Source organism: Paraburkholderia sp. BCC1884 (assembly GCF_900996225.1).
Classification (GTDB): Bacteria; Pseudomonadota; Gammaproteobacteria; order Burkholderiales; family Burkholderiaceae; genus Paraburkholderia.
The window spans coordinates 491,111-506,522 of the sequence record NZ_CAAJGL010000101.1 but is presented as its reverse complement, the minus strand read 5'-3'; the positions used below and the strand labels follow the sequence as shown (position 1 = coordinate 506,522).

At 63.7% G+C, this 15,412-nt stretch carries 15 protein-coding genes; 7 read left to right on the top strand and 8 right to left on the bottom strand.

Going from position 1 to position 15,412, the window contains the following annotated elements:
• The first annotated feature begins 70 nt into the window (after positions 1-70).
• The 4 genes from dcm to FQ705_RS24640 all read left to right on the top strand — a co-directional run bounded on the left by dcm (position 71) and on the right by FQ705_RS24640 (position 4,050).
• Positions 71-1,348, top strand: coding sequence for a DNA (cytosine-5-)-methyltransferase (gene dcm, locus FQ705_RS24655; protein ID WP_144145213.1), 1,278 nt, complete (start codon positions 71-73; stop codon positions 1,346-1,348).
• A gap of 36 nt (positions 1,349-1,384) precedes the next feature.
• The gene (locus FQ705_RS24650) at positions 1,385-1,831 is read left to right on the top strand and encodes a very short patch repair endonuclease (protein WP_144145211.1); all 447 of its coding nucleotides are present in this window, start codon (positions 1,385-1,387) and stop codon (positions 1,829-1,831) included.
• Positions 1,832-2,010: 179 nt separating this feature from the next.
• Entirely contained in the window at positions 2,011-2,514 is a 504-nt protein-coding gene (locus FQ705_RS24645; RefSeq protein WP_144145207.1) for a YbhB/YbcL family Raf kinase inhibitor-like protein, read from the top strand.
• A 102-nt stretch (positions 2,515-2,616) separates the two neighbouring features.
• Entirely contained in the window at positions 2,617-4,050 is a 1,434-nt protein-coding gene (locus tag FQ705_RS24640; protein WP_144145205.1) for an MFS transporter, read from the top strand.
• Between the two features lie 169 nt (positions 4,051-4,219).
• On the opposite strand, the gene otsA is transcribed toward FQ705_RS24640, so the two are convergent.
• The 6 genes from otsA to FQ705_RS24610 all read right to left on the bottom strand — a co-directional run bounded on the left by otsA (position 4,220) and on the right by FQ705_RS24610 (position 8,971).
• Positions 4,220-5,653 (bottom strand): alpha,alpha-trehalose-phosphate synthase (UDP-forming), encoded by a 1,434-nt coding sequence (otsA, locus tag FQ705_RS24635; RefSeq protein WP_144145202.1) that lies wholly within the window; start codon positions 5,651-5,653, stop codon positions 4,220-4,222.
• 211 nt (positions 5,654-5,864) lie between these two features.
• Complete coding sequence (locus FQ705_RS24630) at positions 5,865-6,077, bottom strand: hypothetical protein (RefSeq protein WP_144145198.1); 213 nt, start codon at positions 6,075-6,077, stop codon at positions 5,865-5,867.
• A gap of 191 nt (positions 6,078-6,268) precedes the next feature.
• A complete protein-coding gene (locus FQ705_RS24625) occupies positions 6,269-6,505 on the bottom strand; it encodes a hypothetical protein (protein WP_144145194.1) in 237 nt (78 codons plus the stop codon).
• An 88-nt stretch (positions 6,506-6,593) separates the two neighbouring features.
• Complete coding sequence (locus FQ705_RS24620; RefSeq protein ID WP_144145192.1) at positions 6,594-7,994, bottom strand: sigma-54-dependent transcriptional regulator; 1,401 nt, start codon at positions 7,992-7,994, stop codon at positions 6,594-6,596.
• Positions 7,995-8,311: 317 nt separating this feature from the next.
• On the bottom strand, positions 8,312-8,581 hold the full coding sequence (locus FQ705_RS24615; RefSeq protein ID WP_144145190.1) for a hypothetical protein: 270 nt from the start codon (positions 8,579-8,581) through the stop codon (positions 8,312-8,314).
• A 72-nt stretch (positions 8,582-8,653) separates the two neighbouring features.
• Positions 8,654-8,971: a YqjD family protein gene (locus FQ705_RS24610; RefSeq protein ID WP_144145188.1), complete on the bottom strand. Its 318-nt coding sequence runs from the start codon at positions 8,969-8,971 to the stop codon at positions 8,654-8,656.
• Positions 8,972-9,282: 311 nt separating this feature from the next.
• Between FQ705_RS24610 and FQ705_RS24605 the strand changes: the two genes are divergently transcribed.
• From FQ705_RS24605 to FQ705_RS24595, 3 genes are all read left to right on the top strand, one after another.
• The gene (locus FQ705_RS24605) at positions 9,283-10,338 is read left to right on the top strand and encodes a sigma-54 interaction domain-containing protein (RefSeq protein WP_144145186.1); all 1,056 of its coding nucleotides are present in this window, start codon (positions 9,283-9,285) and stop codon (positions 10,336-10,338) included.
• 294 nt (positions 10,339-10,632) lie between these two features.
• Complete coding sequence (locus tag FQ705_RS24600; RefSeq protein WP_144145184.1) at positions 10,633-11,211, top strand: hypothetical protein; 579 nt, start codon at positions 10,633-10,635, stop codon at positions 11,209-11,211.
• A complete protein-coding gene (locus FQ705_RS24595; protein ID WP_144145182.1) occupies positions 11,208-11,777 on the top strand; it encodes a hypothetical protein in 570 nt (189 codons plus the stop codon). Before FQ705_RS24600 ends, FQ705_RS24595 begins: the two co-directional genes overlap by 4 nt.
• A gap of 74 nt (positions 11,778-11,851) precedes the next feature.
• Here FQ705_RS24595 and FQ705_RS24590 read toward each other — a convergent pair whose 3' ends face one another.
• Together FQ705_RS24590 and FQ705_RS24585 are read right to left on the bottom strand one after the other, a co-directional pair.
• Complete coding sequence (locus FQ705_RS24590) at positions 11,852-13,198, bottom strand: AAA-associated domain-containing protein (protein ID WP_144145180.1); 1,347 nt, start codon at positions 13,196-13,198, stop codon at positions 11,852-11,854.
• 19 nt (positions 13,199-13,217) lie between these two features.
• Positions 13,218-14,969 carry an ABC transporter permease gene (locus FQ705_RS24585; protein WP_144145178.1) on the bottom strand — a complete coding sequence of 584 codons (1,752 nt, stop codon included), beginning with the start codon at positions 14,967-14,969 and terminating at the stop codon, positions 13,218-13,220.
• Positions 14,970-15,412: the final 443 nt, after the last annotated feature.

Below are 15,412 nucleotides of genomic sequence, written 5' to 3'. Positions count from 1 at the left end.
GACACGAAAATAGGGAAATGGGGACGACCTTAGGTCATAATGTCCGCAAAAATTCCCAGCAAGGACGCCTGTGACCCTCGCCGCACCGTTTGAACTGCTCCAGCAGGCGCGCACCCGCTTCACCCAACGCGAAATCGCCGCGCATGTCGGCAAGGACATCAAGACGGTGCGCCGTTGGGAAAAGGGCGAGACGCCTTGCCCGGCGATGCTCGAGCCCGCGCTGCGCGACCTGCTGCAGCACACGGCGCGCACGAAAGGCGCCGGACACGACGCCCAGTTCCGTTTTGTCGACCTGTTCGCCGGCATCGGCGGAATCCGCATGGGTTTCGAGGCGCATGGCGGAGAGTGCGTCTTTACCAGCGAGTGGAACGACTTTTCCACCAAGACCTACCGCGAAAACTATCCCGGCGGCGGCGAACACGCGCTGATCGGCGACATCGTCTCCTTCCCCGCCGAAGACGTGCCGAGCCATGACGTGTTGCTCGGCGGCTTTCCCTGCCAGCCGTTTTCGATTGCCGGCGTCAGCAAGAAGAACGCAATGGGCCGCCCGCACGGCTTCGAGTGCACGACCCAGGGCACGCTCTTTTTCGACGTCGCGCGGATCATCGCCGCGAAACGACCGGCCGCGTTCCTGTTGGAGAACGTGAAGAACCTGCTGTCGCACGATAAAGGCCGCACCTTCGACGTGATCCTGCAAACCTTGCGCGACGAACTCGGCTACGAAGTGCATTACCGGGTCGTCGACGGCCAGCATTTCACGCCGCAGCATCGGGAGCGGATCATCATCGTCGGCTTTCGCGGCAAGACCGGATTTTCCTGGGACGATCTGCAGTTACCCGAAAGCGGCCCGCGCCTCGGCTCGATCCTGCATCGCACCGACGGCAGCGAGCCGGTGCTGGCATGGGACCACGATCGCTTCTTCGACCACACTGCCCGTCACGTCCAGCCGAAGTACACGCTCACATCGAACCTCTGGACCTACCTGCAGAACTACGCGGAAAAGCATCGCGCGGCGGGTAACGGCTTTGGTTTCGGCATGGCGTATCCGCATAGCGTCACCCGTACGCTGTCGGCGCGCTATCACAAGGACGGAAGCGAAATCCTCGTCTATCAAGGCGAAGCGCTGCGTCCGCGACGCCTCACGCCGCGCGAGTGCGCGCGGCTGATGGGTTTCCCCGACACCTTCCGCATCCCGGTCAGCGACACCCAGGCCTACCGGCAGTTCGGCAACAGCGTGGTGATGCCGGTCATGCGCGAGGTGGCGCGCATCATGCTCCCGCATGTGCAAGACCTGCTCGCCAAGGAGGCGCCTCGTGGCTCGAAGCAAGCGCTCTCGCTTTACGCCTGAACTGTCCGGCAAGACGACCGACGGACGACGCTAGAGATGGTCGATATCGTCGACAGCGCGACGCGCAGCCGGATGATGTCCGGCATCCGCGGCCGCAACACCAAGCCGGAAATCCTGATCCGCAGCCTGCTCCATCGAGAGGGCTTTCGCTTCCGTCTGGACGCGCGCGATCTGCCAGGCCGTCCGGACATCGTGCTGCCCCGCTACCACGCCGTCGTGCTGGTGCACGGCTGCTTCTGGCACGGTCACGACTGCCCTCTTTTCAAATGGCCGCAAACTCGGCCGGAGTTCTGGCGCGACAAGATCGGCCGCAATCGCAGTAACGACGACAAGGTGCGCGCGGCGCTGCTGGCGAACGGCTGGCGCGTCGCCGTGGTGTGGGAATGCGCCTTGCGCGGCGCCAATCGCGATATCGCGGGTGTGTTGCAGCGGCTCGTCGGGTGGCTGAAGAGCGATGCGTCGAGCTTCGAGGAGCGCGGCTGACATCGACCCGGCACCTGTCCATCTGGCACGAAGCCGAAGGCCGAAAGCCGCCGGTGATACACTCGATTGGCTAACCCGGAGCATCTTGTGCACGCGTGTGCGCGTTGAATTTGCCACTGCGTTGTCACTGCATCGCATCATCCGGGCATCCCAGAACCATTCAAGAAGGGAGGCACATCATGGCTGATTTCCGTCTCTGGTCGGACGACTTTCCCAGCAACGGCTTCATGCCGAAAGCTCACGAATATCACGACAAGGCTTTCGGCGTGGACGGCGAAAATATTTCTCCCGCGCTGCAGTGGGAAGCGCCGCCGCCCGACACTCAAAGCTTCGCCCTCACCGTTCACGATCCCGACGCGCCGACCGGCAGCGGCTTCTGGCACTGGGTCGTGGTGAACATTTCGGCGGACGCGCGCTCCTTGCCGCGCAACGCCGGCAAAGCCGACGGCGCGCTCCTGCCGCAGGGCGCGCTGCAAGTGCGCAACGACTACGGCACGGTCGGCTTCGGTGGCGCCGCGCCGCCGCGCGGCGACAAGGCGCACCGCTACATTTTCCGTCTGCATGCGCTGAAGGTGGCGCATCTGCCGATCAATGCGGAGACCACCAACGCGGTGGCGCGCTTCATGACGCATCTGAACGAACTCGACTCGACCACGCATACCGGGCTTTACGAACTGAAGTAGCCCGGCGACGCAAAACGCGCCTGCAGTCGGTTCATCTCTACCAGCAGCATGCAGGGTTCGTCGCGTGAGCGGCGAGCCCTGCCACGACAACTCGAACAATCGATGCACGCACAACCTCCGCGCAAGAACGGCCCCGCGTCCGCCGATGTCGCCGACCCCTCGCTTGCCGACCACACCGAACAAGGATTGCCAATTCCGCAGCGCTATTGGGCGATGCTCGTGATCGCGCTCGCGCTGACGTTGGCCGTGCTCGACAGCGCGATCGCCAACGTCGCGCTGCCGACCATCGCGCGCAATCTCCACGCGAGCGCGGCCGGCTCGATCTGGGTCGTCAACGCGTATCAACTCGCCATCACCATTTCGCTGCTGCCGCTGGCTTCGCTCGGCGATCGCATCGGCTACCGGCGCATCTATCTGGGCGGCCTGATTCTGTTCACGGTGGCGTCGTTCGGTTGCGCGCTGTCCGACTCGCTGCCGACGCTCGCGCTCGCCCGCGTGGTGCAGGGCTTCGGCGCGGCGGGCATCATGAGCGTGAACACCGCGATCGTGCGGATGATCTATCCGCCCGCGCAACTCGGGCGCGGCGTCGCGATCAACGCGATGGTGGTCGCGGTGTCGTCGGCGGTGGGACCGACGGTCGCCTCCGGCGTGCTGGCCGTCGCTTCATGGCCGTGGCTCTTCGCGATCAATGTGCCGATCGGCATCGCGGCGATCGTCGGCGGCTTCAAGGCCTTGCCGATGAACCCCGGCCACGAATCGCCCTACGACTACCTGAGCGCGGTGATGAACGCGTTCGTGTTCGGCCTGCTGATCTTTGCCGTCGACGGCCTCGGCCACGGCGAAGGCCTCGGCTTCGTCTTGATGGAATTCGTCGGCGCGATCGTGATCGGTTATTTCTTCGTGCGCCGCCAGCTGACCCAGGCGGCGCCCTTGCTGCCGATCGATTTACTGAGAATTCCAGTGTTCGCGCTGTCGATCGGCACGTCGGTCTGCTCGTTCTGCGCGCAAATGCTGGCGTTCGTCTCGTTGCCGTTCATGCTGCAGGAAAACCTGGGCTTGTCGCAGGTCGAAACCGGCTTGCTGATGACGCCGTGGCCGGCCGTAATCATCCTCGCTGCGCCGATTGCCGGTGTGCTGTCGGACAAGGTGTCTTCGGGATGGCTCGGCGGCGTCGGGCTCGCGGCCATGACGGCCGGCCTGCTGCTGCTCGCCACGCTCGGCGCGCACCCGGACGCGATGCAGATTGCCTGGCGCATGGCGCTGTGCGGCGCGGGTTTCGGCATTTTCCAGTCGCCGAACAACCGCACCATGCTGTCCGCCGCGCCACGCAATCGCAGTGGCGGCGCGAGCGGCATGCTGGGCACGGCGCGCCTGACCGGCCAGACGCTCGGCGCGGCGCTGGTCGCGCTGATCTTCGGCATTGCGCCGCAAAGCGGACCGATCGTCGCCCTCTATGTGGCCGCGGGCTTTTCGGCCGTCGCGGCCGTGGTCAGCACGATGCGCGTGATGCAACGCGCCAATCCGCAACCGGCGTAGTGGGCCCGGCGGTGTGTCGCGCGAAGGCATCCCGCAGCGTCCGGCGCCGCTCGATGCGCTTTAGCGTGCCGCAAAAAAGAAGGCGCGGATCGCCTGATACGATCCGCGCCCTGCTCGTCTCCTCCCACTCATACCACTTCGTGCCGACGTGATCGGCACCGCGTCGCTATCAATGCGACGACGATGCCCTCACGTCAGCGAGCTTTACCGCTTTGGCCGTCACCGAAGAGGCGGTCGCGACATTGCGCAGATCGCCGAGGAAGGTGTCGCGCCACACCGAAAGGTTGTTCTCACGCATCGGCGCCATCATGTCAGCGTGACGCGCCTGACGTTCGGCGAGCGGCATCGACAAGGCACGTTCGAGCGCTTCGGCCATCTGCGACAGATCGAACGGATTGACCACCAGCGCGCCCGGCAACTGCTCGGCGGCGCCCGCGAATTGCGACAGCACCAGCACGCCCGGATCGGCCGGGTCTTGCGAGGCGACATACTCCTTCGCGACCAGATTCATCCCGTCGCGCAACGGCGTCACATAGCCCACTTGCGATTGACGGAACAGCGCCATCAGCAGATTGCGCTCGTACTTGCGGTTCAGATACTGGATCGGCGTCCAGTCGAGTTGCGCGAAACGACCGTTGATACGGCCCGCCTCGCCTTCGAGCGTTTGACGAATACGCTGGTAGGTCGCGACGTCGGCGCGCGTCGGCGGCGCGATCTGCACCAGCGAAACACGTCCATGCCAACCCGGCGCATTCAGCAGCAGACGCTCGAACGCCTGGAAGCGCTCCACCAGCCCCTTCGAATAATCGAGACGATCGACGCTCATGATCAGCTTGCGCCCGCGCATTCCGTCGCGCAGGCTACGCACCGGCTTGCGATCGGTGAACTGTTCGGCAGCCTTGGCAATCGCATCCGGATAGATACCGATCGGATAGGCGCCCACTTTCAGGAAGCGGTTATACGCGTGCACCATGCCGTCTTCGCTCGACGTGCCGTGCTGGCCGCGCTCGATGAAGTCGACGAACGACTGGCGATCCGCTTCCGTCTGGAAGCCGATCACGTCGTAGCTGCACATCGCCTTGACCAGTTCTTCGTGCGGCGGAATCGTGCGCAGTACTTCCGGCACGGGAAACGGAATATGCAGGAAGAAGCCAATCGGATTCTTCACGCCGAGTTCGCGCAGGCAACGCGCAAACGGCAGCAGGTGATAGTCGTGCACCCAGATGATGTCGTCGGGCTTGAGCAACTCCTTGAGCTGCTTCGCAAGCGTCGCGTTGACGCGCTGATAGCCCGCATATTCCTGACGGTCATAGCGCGACAGGTCGTTGCGGTAATGGAACGTCGGCCACAGCGTCGCGTTGGAAAAACCGCGGTAATACTGGTCGTAGTCGCGCTTGGTGAGGCCCACCGTCGCGTACGTCACATTGCCTTGCTTCTCGATCACCGGCGAGGACGGCTCGCTCACCGTCTCACCGCTCCAGCCGAACCAGACCCCGCCGGTTTCCTTAAGCGCGTCCAGTACGCCGATCGCCAAGCCGCCAGCTGCGGGGCGGCCTTCCTGCGTCGGTGCGACACGATTCGATACCACGATCAGTCTGCTCATTGGTGCTCCACCTAGTTCAGTTGTTTCGTTGCATACGGATATTCGCCAAAAAGGTGCATGCAAGTCGCGTGCCTTTTTACGACATATCGGAAATAAAAATGTATGCAAATGTGACGAACGAGCAAAAACGCGCGATGCCGAAGCGTCGCGAAGAAATTTTTTCTGCTTTGTCTGACGAAACCAGCAATCTCGCTACTGGCCGCCAAGCCTGTCAGGCGTCCTGCTCGGAGCCCAGATCGCGCTGATAGTCCAGCCCTTCGGGCCGTACGCCGCCCTGGTTGTACTCGCCGTCCGGCGGGGCGTCAGGCGCGACGCGGTTCTGCGCGGACGGGTCAACCGGTGCCGGTTGAGCGCCCTGCGCGCCGCCTGGCCGCGAGTCGCGCTTCGAGTGGCGCGCCGAACGGCGCAATGCTGGGTGTCTCATGGTCGTAGCCTCCGTGGGAAGCGCGCCGCGGACGCGGCATCAATACAGTCTAGGGGTCGCGACAGCAAATTGCCGGTAAAAGATGCGTCGTCTTTGTAACAAGTACATAAATTGGCTGCCCCAAACTGTGGCGCAGCGCACAAGACGTGTCAGAGTTGCACGCGCACCAGCCGCTGAGGCGCCGATGGCAGTTACAGGCTAGCTTGTGGCGTCTGCGTAGGCTGCGGCGGCGGGTCGCCGATCGGCGGCGCAACCGGCTCGATGGGTTCGATCGGTTGCGGACCCGGATCGGGACTGGGGATCGGAATGGTATCGGGCTCGCCGGGACTCGGCGGCGCGATCGGCGGCGGCGAAGGCGGCTCGATCGGCTCGGGGCGATGCAGGTGCTGGGTCGGGGAAAGCGTAGGAGCGGCAGCGTAGTCCGGCATGTTATTTATCCTCGTTTGCGGTCTATCCGATCGCAGCAAGGCGTGTGCCGTTCAGGTGCCGCCCCCTTCGGGGCGTGAGTGGTGCGCCTTAGGCGTCCGCCCCGCCCAAGGCGCGCGATTCGTCGGCGGCGTCGGCGTCTTCACGCGCGTCGTTGCCGTACTCGACCAGGCGGTTGTAGAGCGTCTTCAGGCTGATGCCGAGAATCTCGGCCGCCCGCGTCTTCACCCCGCCGCATTGCTCGAGCGTGGCCAGAATCAGCTGACGGTCCGCTTCGGCGAGCGACGTGCCGAACGGAATCGTGATCGCCGTACCGGCGGCGGGCTTGGACAGCGTGATCTGCAACGGCACCGTCGCCGTGCTGTCCGAGTCCGTTCCCGACATGATGTGCGCGCGTTGCACGTAGTTCTTCAACTCGCGCACATTGCCCGGCCACGGATACGACATCAGCATTTCCTTCACGGCGGCGGGAAAATGCTTCTTCGTGCTGTGGCGTTCGTTGAGTTCGTCGAGGAAAGCCTGAGCGAGCAGTTCAACGTCTTTGCCGCGATCGCGCAGCGGCGGCAGGCTGATCGGAAACACGTTCAGGCGATGGTACAAGTCGAGCCGCAGCTTGCCTTCGAGCACCGCCTGCTCGGGATCGCGGTTCGTGGCCGCGATCAGACGCACATCGGTTTCGATTTCCTTGGTCGTGCCGACCCGCATGAACATGCCGGTTTCCAGCACGCGCAGCAGCTTCACCTGCAATTCGATCGGCATCTCGGTAATTTCGTCGAGGAACAGCGTGCCGCCATTCGCGCGTTCGAAATAACCCTTGTGCTGACGATCCGCGCCCGTGAACGAACCGCGCTCGTGGCCGAACATTTCCGATTCGATCAAATTCGGCGAGATCGCGCCGCAGTTGACCGCGAGAAACGCGTGCTTGCGACGCAAGCTGAGTTCGTGCAGCGTCTGCGCGGCGACTTCCTTGCCGGTGCCCGACTCGCCCACCAGCATGACCGAGGCCGCCGTCGGCGCGACACGGCCGATCTGGTCATAGACCTCCTGCATCGCCGGCGAATTGCCGAGCATCAAACCGAAACGGCCCATGCGGCGCAACTCGCCGCGCAGAGTGCCGATTTCCGCCTTCAGGTCGCCGGCGCGCGGCAGGCGCGACAGGATCGCCTTGACGCGCTGCATGTTGATCGGCTTGACCAGATAGTCGGTGGCGCCCATCTTCAGCGCATTGACGGCCGACTCGACCGTGGCGTGGCCGGTAATCACGATCACTTCCACGCCGGAGCGCGGATCGAGATCTTCGAACAGATCGACCCCACTGCCATCAGGCAGCTTCAGGTCCGTAAAGACGACGTCCGGCATCTGCCGGACCAGTTGAATGCGCGCTTCGCGCAGATCGCCTGCGGTGGCGGTAGTCAGGCCGTCTTCCCCGATGATGGCGGAAAGCGCCTCGCGGGTACTCGCGTCGTCGTCGACAATCAGTACATGTGGCATCGCGTCTCGAAAGCCTGCAAGCGTGGGTGGGGAAACATGCAAGAACGCATGCTTAAAATGCGCGCCCGCGGCGCCGTGCTCGCAGGCAGCGCGCTACGCCCGGCGGCGGGCGCACGCTGATTTGCCGATCGGCACAGCACTGCAGACTTAGGTCAAAATTGCAACAATGAGCGGAAAAAACTGCCTATCCCGCGAAGTATTGTTGTTTATTTACTTATTATACGGCTATCTCGATGTGAATTAGCGTGCCTGACGGGGGATCGCCCGTCAATGCGTGCGCTCCCGCGCACGACGAGCCGCGGCCCCCGCAGACCGGCTCAACTGCGCGGAAATGGCCACGCGCCGCCATTGCCATTCGTATAAGCCGAACCGTTGGCGCCGTGCGCGCCCGGGCTCGCGCTGGCCGCCGTGACAGCGCCGCCAGACGGCGTCGCCGGCGTTGCCACCGCACCGCCTTCATTCTCCCAGCGGCTCAGCTCGCGCGCCACCGGAATGCGGGTGGCGCGGCTGCGCTGCACATAGCGGACCGCGAGAAAACCGCCGAGCGCCATCAGCGCGCCGAAGATGCCGATTTTGGGTCGTGCCATCGTGAACTCCTTGTCGTCTTGAAACGGATAGGTGTCGAACTGCAAGGCTTTGCGCCATGACGCCGTAGCGTCCTAGCGCGCAGTCAGCACGCCGAGTAGAAAGCCGACGCTCGCGGCAATACCAATCGAGCGCCACGGGTTATGGCGCACGTAGCGCTCGGTGTTGACCGTGGCCGCGCGATAGCGCCGCTGCGCATTCTGCTGCGCGTCGCCAAGGGCCGACTGCAGCGTTTCCACATGCGTGCCCAGCTTGTCACGCAAGGCGTCGACGCCCTCGCCCGGCACGTTGGCGGCAAGCCGCAGCATTTCCTCCGAGTCCTTTATCAGCACCCGCAGATCGTCGACAATCTTCTGGCCGCCGAGTGCGAGTTGTTGCGTGGTGTCAGTCATCGTTCGCTCCTGGTCTGAGTTCGGCGTTGCGTGCGTTTTTGTCGAAACAGGTCAAACAAAAGCACACGCGTGTCGGGTCAATTGTGCAAACGGCATGCCCGGTAAATTTGCCTACACTTAACCTGGAGATCCTTGTTTCAGGTACTTTCTGACCGACCGTGCGTTAATGTCTTGGCCAACCGTCAGAGCGATTGCCGGAAACGTCGCCGAAGTGGTTAAATCGACCTTTGTGAGATATGCGCCGCTATGCGTATCTCTTTCCAGGCCTGCGCGCCGCAACAACGAACTCATTAGCACAGGACTCCCCGTTTATGGCGTCAATCGATCTGGACCCGCCCACCGTCTCCGCCCGCGGCAATGGCTCGGCACAGGCGAAGCAGCGCGTCGCGGACGGCATCGCGGGACTGAAATCGTACGGGCTGCTGTACGGCTCGTCGCCGGTGATGCTGGATCTGTACGAGCAGATCGAACGCGTCGCCGGCACCGACGCGACCGCGCTCATCATCGGCGAATCGGGCACCGGCAAGGAACTGATTGCCCGCACGATTCACGATAAAAGCAGCCGCAAGGACGCTCCGTTCGTCGCCGTAAACTGCGGGGCGATTCCCGACGAACTCATCGAAGCCGAACTGTTTGGGCATGAAAAAGGCAGCTTTACGGGCGCGGTCCAGGGCCGCGTCGGCTACTTCGAACACGCCAACGGCGGCACGCTGTTTCTCGATGAAATCACCGAAATGGCGCCCGTGCGTCAGGTCAAGCTGCTGCGTGCCCTGGAGACCGGCACGTTCTTCCGGGTCGGCGGCAATGAATTGATCAGCGGCAACGTCCGCGTGATCGCCGCGACCAATCGCGACCCGGCCGTGGCGGTCAAGGAAAACGGTCTGCGTGAGGACCTGATGTACCGGCTCGCGGTTTTTCCGTTGCGCGCACCGCCGTTGCGCGAACGCGAAGGCGACCGCGAATTGCTCGCACAGCATTTCCTCGCGCTGCTCAATCAACAGGAAAGCGCGAGCAAGAGCTTCAGCAAACGCTCGCTCGAAACGCTGCGCACCTGGTCGTGGCCAGGCAACGTGCGCGAGTTGAAGAACGCGGTCTATCGCGCGTTCATCCTCGCGGAGAAGACGGTGGAGTTGCCGCATCCGCACCTCGCCTCGCGCGTCAAAAAGCCCATGACTCAGGGCGACGCGATGAGCGTGTGGATTGGTACACCGTTGGCCGATGCGCAAAAGCAGATCATTCTCGGCACGCTCAAATATTGCGGCGGCGACAAGCGACGTGCCGCGAAAGCCCTCGGCGTCAGTCTTAAAACGCTGTACAACCGCCTGAGCGCTTACGGCGACGAAGGCGCGGAAGAAGAAGCCGAATAACGTGGTGAAACGCGGGCAGCGCCACGGCGCTGCCGTGTCGATGACCTGCACGCGACGCGTGCGCGACTCGGTCAAAATCCCTTCGCACCACCAATCAAAACTGGCTCGCATCAAGCAGAAAGCGGTTTGACCCGCACCATCTTTTGCAATTACTTGCACTTTCCCACTGCCAATTACAAATGGCATCCTGCAAAATGCGGCAGCAGATAGCGCTGCAATGCGAAGGCGTGCCACACGTTCACAAACTCGTTGCGAGCGTGATCGAAAGGCACTTGCAGGAGTAGGGACAGGGAAATGCAAAAAAGTATGGTGTGGGCCGAATGGGCAAAACAGACGGCCGGACGTGGCCGCCCCAATGCAACGGCAATCGTTGCGCTCGCGGTGGCGATCACGTCGGCGTTAAGCGGCTGTAGTTCGCTTTACTCGGAAGGCGCGACGGCCGGCGCCGGTATAGGCGGCGCCGCGATCGCGGCGCAAGTCACCAGCAATGCGGCGGTCGCCACCGGCATCGGTCTTGGCGCAGTCGCCGCGGCCCGCGCCGGCGTGCAGTACTCCGAGCGCGTGGTCCATACGAATACGCAGGACGGCATCGCAAAAATCGCCGGGCCGCTCGAAGTCGGCGCGGTGGCGCCGTGGAGCGTGACTCACTCGTTCCCGATCGAAGACGACGAACACGGCCGCGTCACCGTCAGCCGCTCGATCAGCGCGGGCGATCTCGACTGCAAGGAAATCGTCTTCTCCGTCGATCAAACCGCGACCAAGAACGTGCCGGCGAGCAGCGCGTTTTACGTGGCCTCGATCTGCCGCGACGGCACCAACTGGAAATGGGCGTCGGCTGAACCCGCCACCGAACGCTGGGGCGCGCTGCAATGACGGCGCGTTCGCATACCGCTGCGGGCGCGGTGCAGCGCATTCGCCTCGCCGCGCGGTCGGGCAATCGCGTGCGGCTCGTGCTGGCCGGCGCGTTATGCGTCGGCGCAAGCCTGTTGACGAGCGGCTGTGGCTCGGTCGGTGCGGCAAGTGGTGCGGCCGCCGGCGTGGCCACGGGTCTGGTCACGTCGAATCCGGCCATCGGCATCGGCGTGGGCATCGCCGTGCAGGCCGCGACCGACGAGGCAGTCGGCCGCTATATGCGCAGCATGCATACCGATCAGCAGAACCTGATCGCCGCGCTGGCCGGCGCCATGCCGGTCGGCGAAACGCGGCCATGGGCGATCAAGCACACGCTGCCGATTGAAAATGGCCACGGCCAGGTGCGCGTCACGCGTGCGTTCGGCTCCGCGCTTGCACTGTGCAAGGAATTCGCGTTCTCGGTGCAGGAAGGCGAAGGCGCGAAGGCGCATGAGGATTGGTACACGGCAAGCGCCTGTCAACAGGACAAGGGCTGGAAATGGGCGTCGGCGGAACCGGCGGTTCAACGCTGGGGCAATCTGCAATAAGCGATCGGCAATAAAAAAACGGCAGGGTCTCCCCTGCCGTTTTCGCGTGAATCTCTCAATCTTCTCCGCCGCGCTTAAGACTCCACGTCTTCCAGGCTGAAGATTTCGGTCTGGTCGTTGTACGAGAAAATCTCACCGTAACGGCCCCAGTTGATGACCGCGTCGAGCGTCTCTTCCGCGGCGCTGTCCGACAGAAAATCCTCCAACTCCTGCTCGAAGCGCACGCGCGGCGCGCGGTGTCCCGGCCGTTCGTTCAGCACTTTCTTGATTCGCGCGGCAAGCGGCACATGGCGCAGCAGATGTTCGGCGAACATCATCTTCCGTTCCTGCGTGCCGAACTCCGAAAACACGCGGGCCGGCGGCGTCAGGAAAATGTCGCCTTCGCGCACGTCGGCGAAACCGAGGTGCTGCAGCACTTCGGCCACCGGGAACAGATCGTCCACCTCCAGATGCAGCGAACGGGCGATTTCCGGCATGTCGGCGCGGCCGTGGTACGGCGCGGCGGCCAGCGTCTCGATCAGACCCGCCATCAGGTTGGTCGAGACATGCGGCAGCCAGCTGTGCAGCTCCAGCCCTTTCTTGGTCTTTTCGTCGGTCTGGCGCGCGGTCATCTTCGCGTAGATCTCGTCCACGAGCCGGCGGAACGCCGGGTCCAGACGGTTACGCGGATGCTTGAACGGCACCTTGATCTCGGCGATCACCCGGCCCGGATTGGACGACAACACCAGAATCCGGTCGCACATGAACACCGCTTCTTCGATGTTGTGCGTGACGATCAGCACCGCCTTGATCGGCATGCGGCCTTGCGTCCACAGATCGAGCAAGTCGGTACGCAGCGTTTCGGCGGTCAGCACGTCGAGCGCGGAAAACGGCTCGTCCATCAGCAGCAGCGTGGGGTCGACCACCAGCGCCCGCGCAAAACCGACGCGCTGGCGCATGCCGCCCGACAACTCGCGCGGATAGGCGTTTTCAAAACCGTCGAGACCGATCAGATCGATCGCGGCCAGCGCACGCGTGCGCCGCTCGCTGGCGCCGACGCCTTGCGCTTCGAGACCCGCTTCCACGTTTTGCAGCACGGTCAGCCACGGGAACAGCGCGAAGGTCTGGAACACCATTGCGACGCCGCGCGCCGGGCCGTCGAGCGGCTTGCCCATATACGTGACTTCGCCGTCGGTCGGTTCGATCAGACCGGCGATGATGCGCAGCAGCGTCGACTTGCCCGAGCCCGACCGGCCCAGCAGACCGACGATCTCGCCTTCGCGCAGCGACAGGTTCGCATCGTCGAGGACGAGCAGTTCGCCCTGCGATTTGTTGAACCCACGGCACACGTCCTTGACGCGCAGGATCTCTTCGCCGAGGCGCGGCGGCATCGGCGGCGTCTGGATCGGCGCGGCGGTCATAGCAGCTTTAGGATTTTGCATCGCGTTTAGCCTTTATTTCTCAATCGAGCCGGAGCTTGGCTTCGGCATAGGCGTACATCGGACGCCACAGCAGACGGTTGAACAGGGTCACGAACAGGGACATCACGGCAATGCCCAGAATGATCTTCGGATAGTCGCCGGCGGCGGTGGTCTGCGCGATATATGCGCCCACGCCGTGCGCGGCGACCCTGGTGTCGCCCCACTGCACGAATTCCGCGACGATGCTCGCGTTCCACGCGCCGCCCGACGCCGTGATCGCGCCGGTCACGTAGTACGGAAAAATGCCCGGCAGCATCGCCTGACGCCACCATTGCCAGCCGCGGATATGGAAATTCTTGGCCGCTTCGCGATAGTCGTTCGGATAGGAACTCGCGCCGGCAATCACGTTGAAGAGGATATACCACTGCGTGCCGAGCACGATCAGCGGCGAGAGCCAGATGTCCGGATTCAGATGAAAGCGCACGATCACGATCACGAACACCGGGAACAGCAGGTTCGCCGGGAACGCGGCGAGGAATTGCGCGAGCGGCTGGATCTTTTCCGACAGCGCCGGGCGCAAGCCGATCAGCACGCCGATCGGCACCCAGATCACCGAGGCGATCGCGATCAGCACCACCACCCGCAGCAAGGTAATGAGCCCGAGCACGAACACGTGGCCGACTTCGCCGAGCGTCACGCCGGTACGCACGTACGAGCCGACGCGGTACACCACGAAGACCGTGAGCACCAGCACCAGCGCGGCCCACAGCCGGTCGCCCAACTTCGAGGTTTTTTCGCGCTGCGGAATCTGGAAACGCGGCGCGTTGAACGCCGGCAACTGGAAGCGCACCCGCGCGGCCCGCGCGAACATCCAGCCGAGCGGCACCAGCAGACGGTGAATCAGACGGGTACGGCGAATCAGGTCGAGCAGCCAGGACTCCGGCGCGTCGCCCGAACTGGTATTTTCCATGCGGAACTTGTCCGCCCACGCGACCAGCGGGCGGAACAGAAGCTGGTCGTAGGCGAGGATCACGACGGTCATGGCGAGGATCACCCAGCCGATCGCGTGCAGGTCCTTCACCGAAATGGCCTGCGCCAGGTACGCGCCGATGCCCGGCAGCGTGATCGTGTTGTTGCCGACCGTGATCGCCTCCGAGGCCACCACGAAGAACCAGCCGCCCGACATCGACATCATCATGTTCCAGATGAGGCCGGGCATCGAGAACGGCACTTCGAGCTTCCAGAAGCGTTGCCACGAAGTCAGATGAAAGCCGCGCGAGACTTCGTCCAGATCGCGCGGCACCGTGCGCAGCGACTGGTAGAAGCTGAACGTCATGTTCCACGCCTGGCTCGTGAAGATCGCGAAGATCGCCGCCAGTTCGGCGCCGAGCACGCGGCCTGGAAAGAGCGCGAGGAAGAAAGTGACCGTAAACGAAATGTAGCCGAGCACCGGCACCGACTGCAGGATGTCGAGAATCGGCACGAGAACGAGCCCGGCGCGCCGGCTCTTGGCGGCCAGCGTGCCGTACCCCAGCGTGAAGATCAGCGAGGCGACCATCGCCGCCAGCATGCGCAGCGTGGTGCGCATCGCGTACTCAGGCAGGTTCGCCGGATCGAGCGAAATGGCTTGCGTCTTGAGCGTCGACATCGGCGCCAGGGTTTCGTGAAAGCCGATCGCCGCCATGGCGATCACGCAGATGATCAGCGGAAAGGCGACGAAGTCCCAGCGATTAGGCAGTACCCGCCATGCCGAGGCATTGGCGGTGCGCTTGAGGTTGAAGCTGAAATCCATCAGATGCGCTCCCCGTTGATGAAAGCATTCGAACGTACGAAGGAGGCCGCGGCTTGGGCGCGGCGGTCTGAGGATCGGTCCGGAAAGCGGAAATCAGGCATGGCAAAAGGCGTGTGCGCGGTAAATCGTTAGCGTTGGAGACACGTGGACCGGCGAAGGAAGCGTTCACGGACAGGGGCGTCCAGAACCACAACCGTCAAGCCGGACTCCTGTCGCCGCAGGCGCCGCCCGTAGGCTGGCGAGCTTTCCTCGTTTTGGACGGCACGACACTACACCATCCTATGTTTCAGGCACAACCTTTAGCGGCAAATAGCGATGAACGGCCGGCGGCCCCATCAGGCAACGCCATCCGGCCGTCGCGCCGGCTCGCTTCAGCGACGCTTCGAGGCGCGCCCGAACGTGGTGCGCAGACCACACCGGCGCCCGGCGCGGCACGCGGCGTA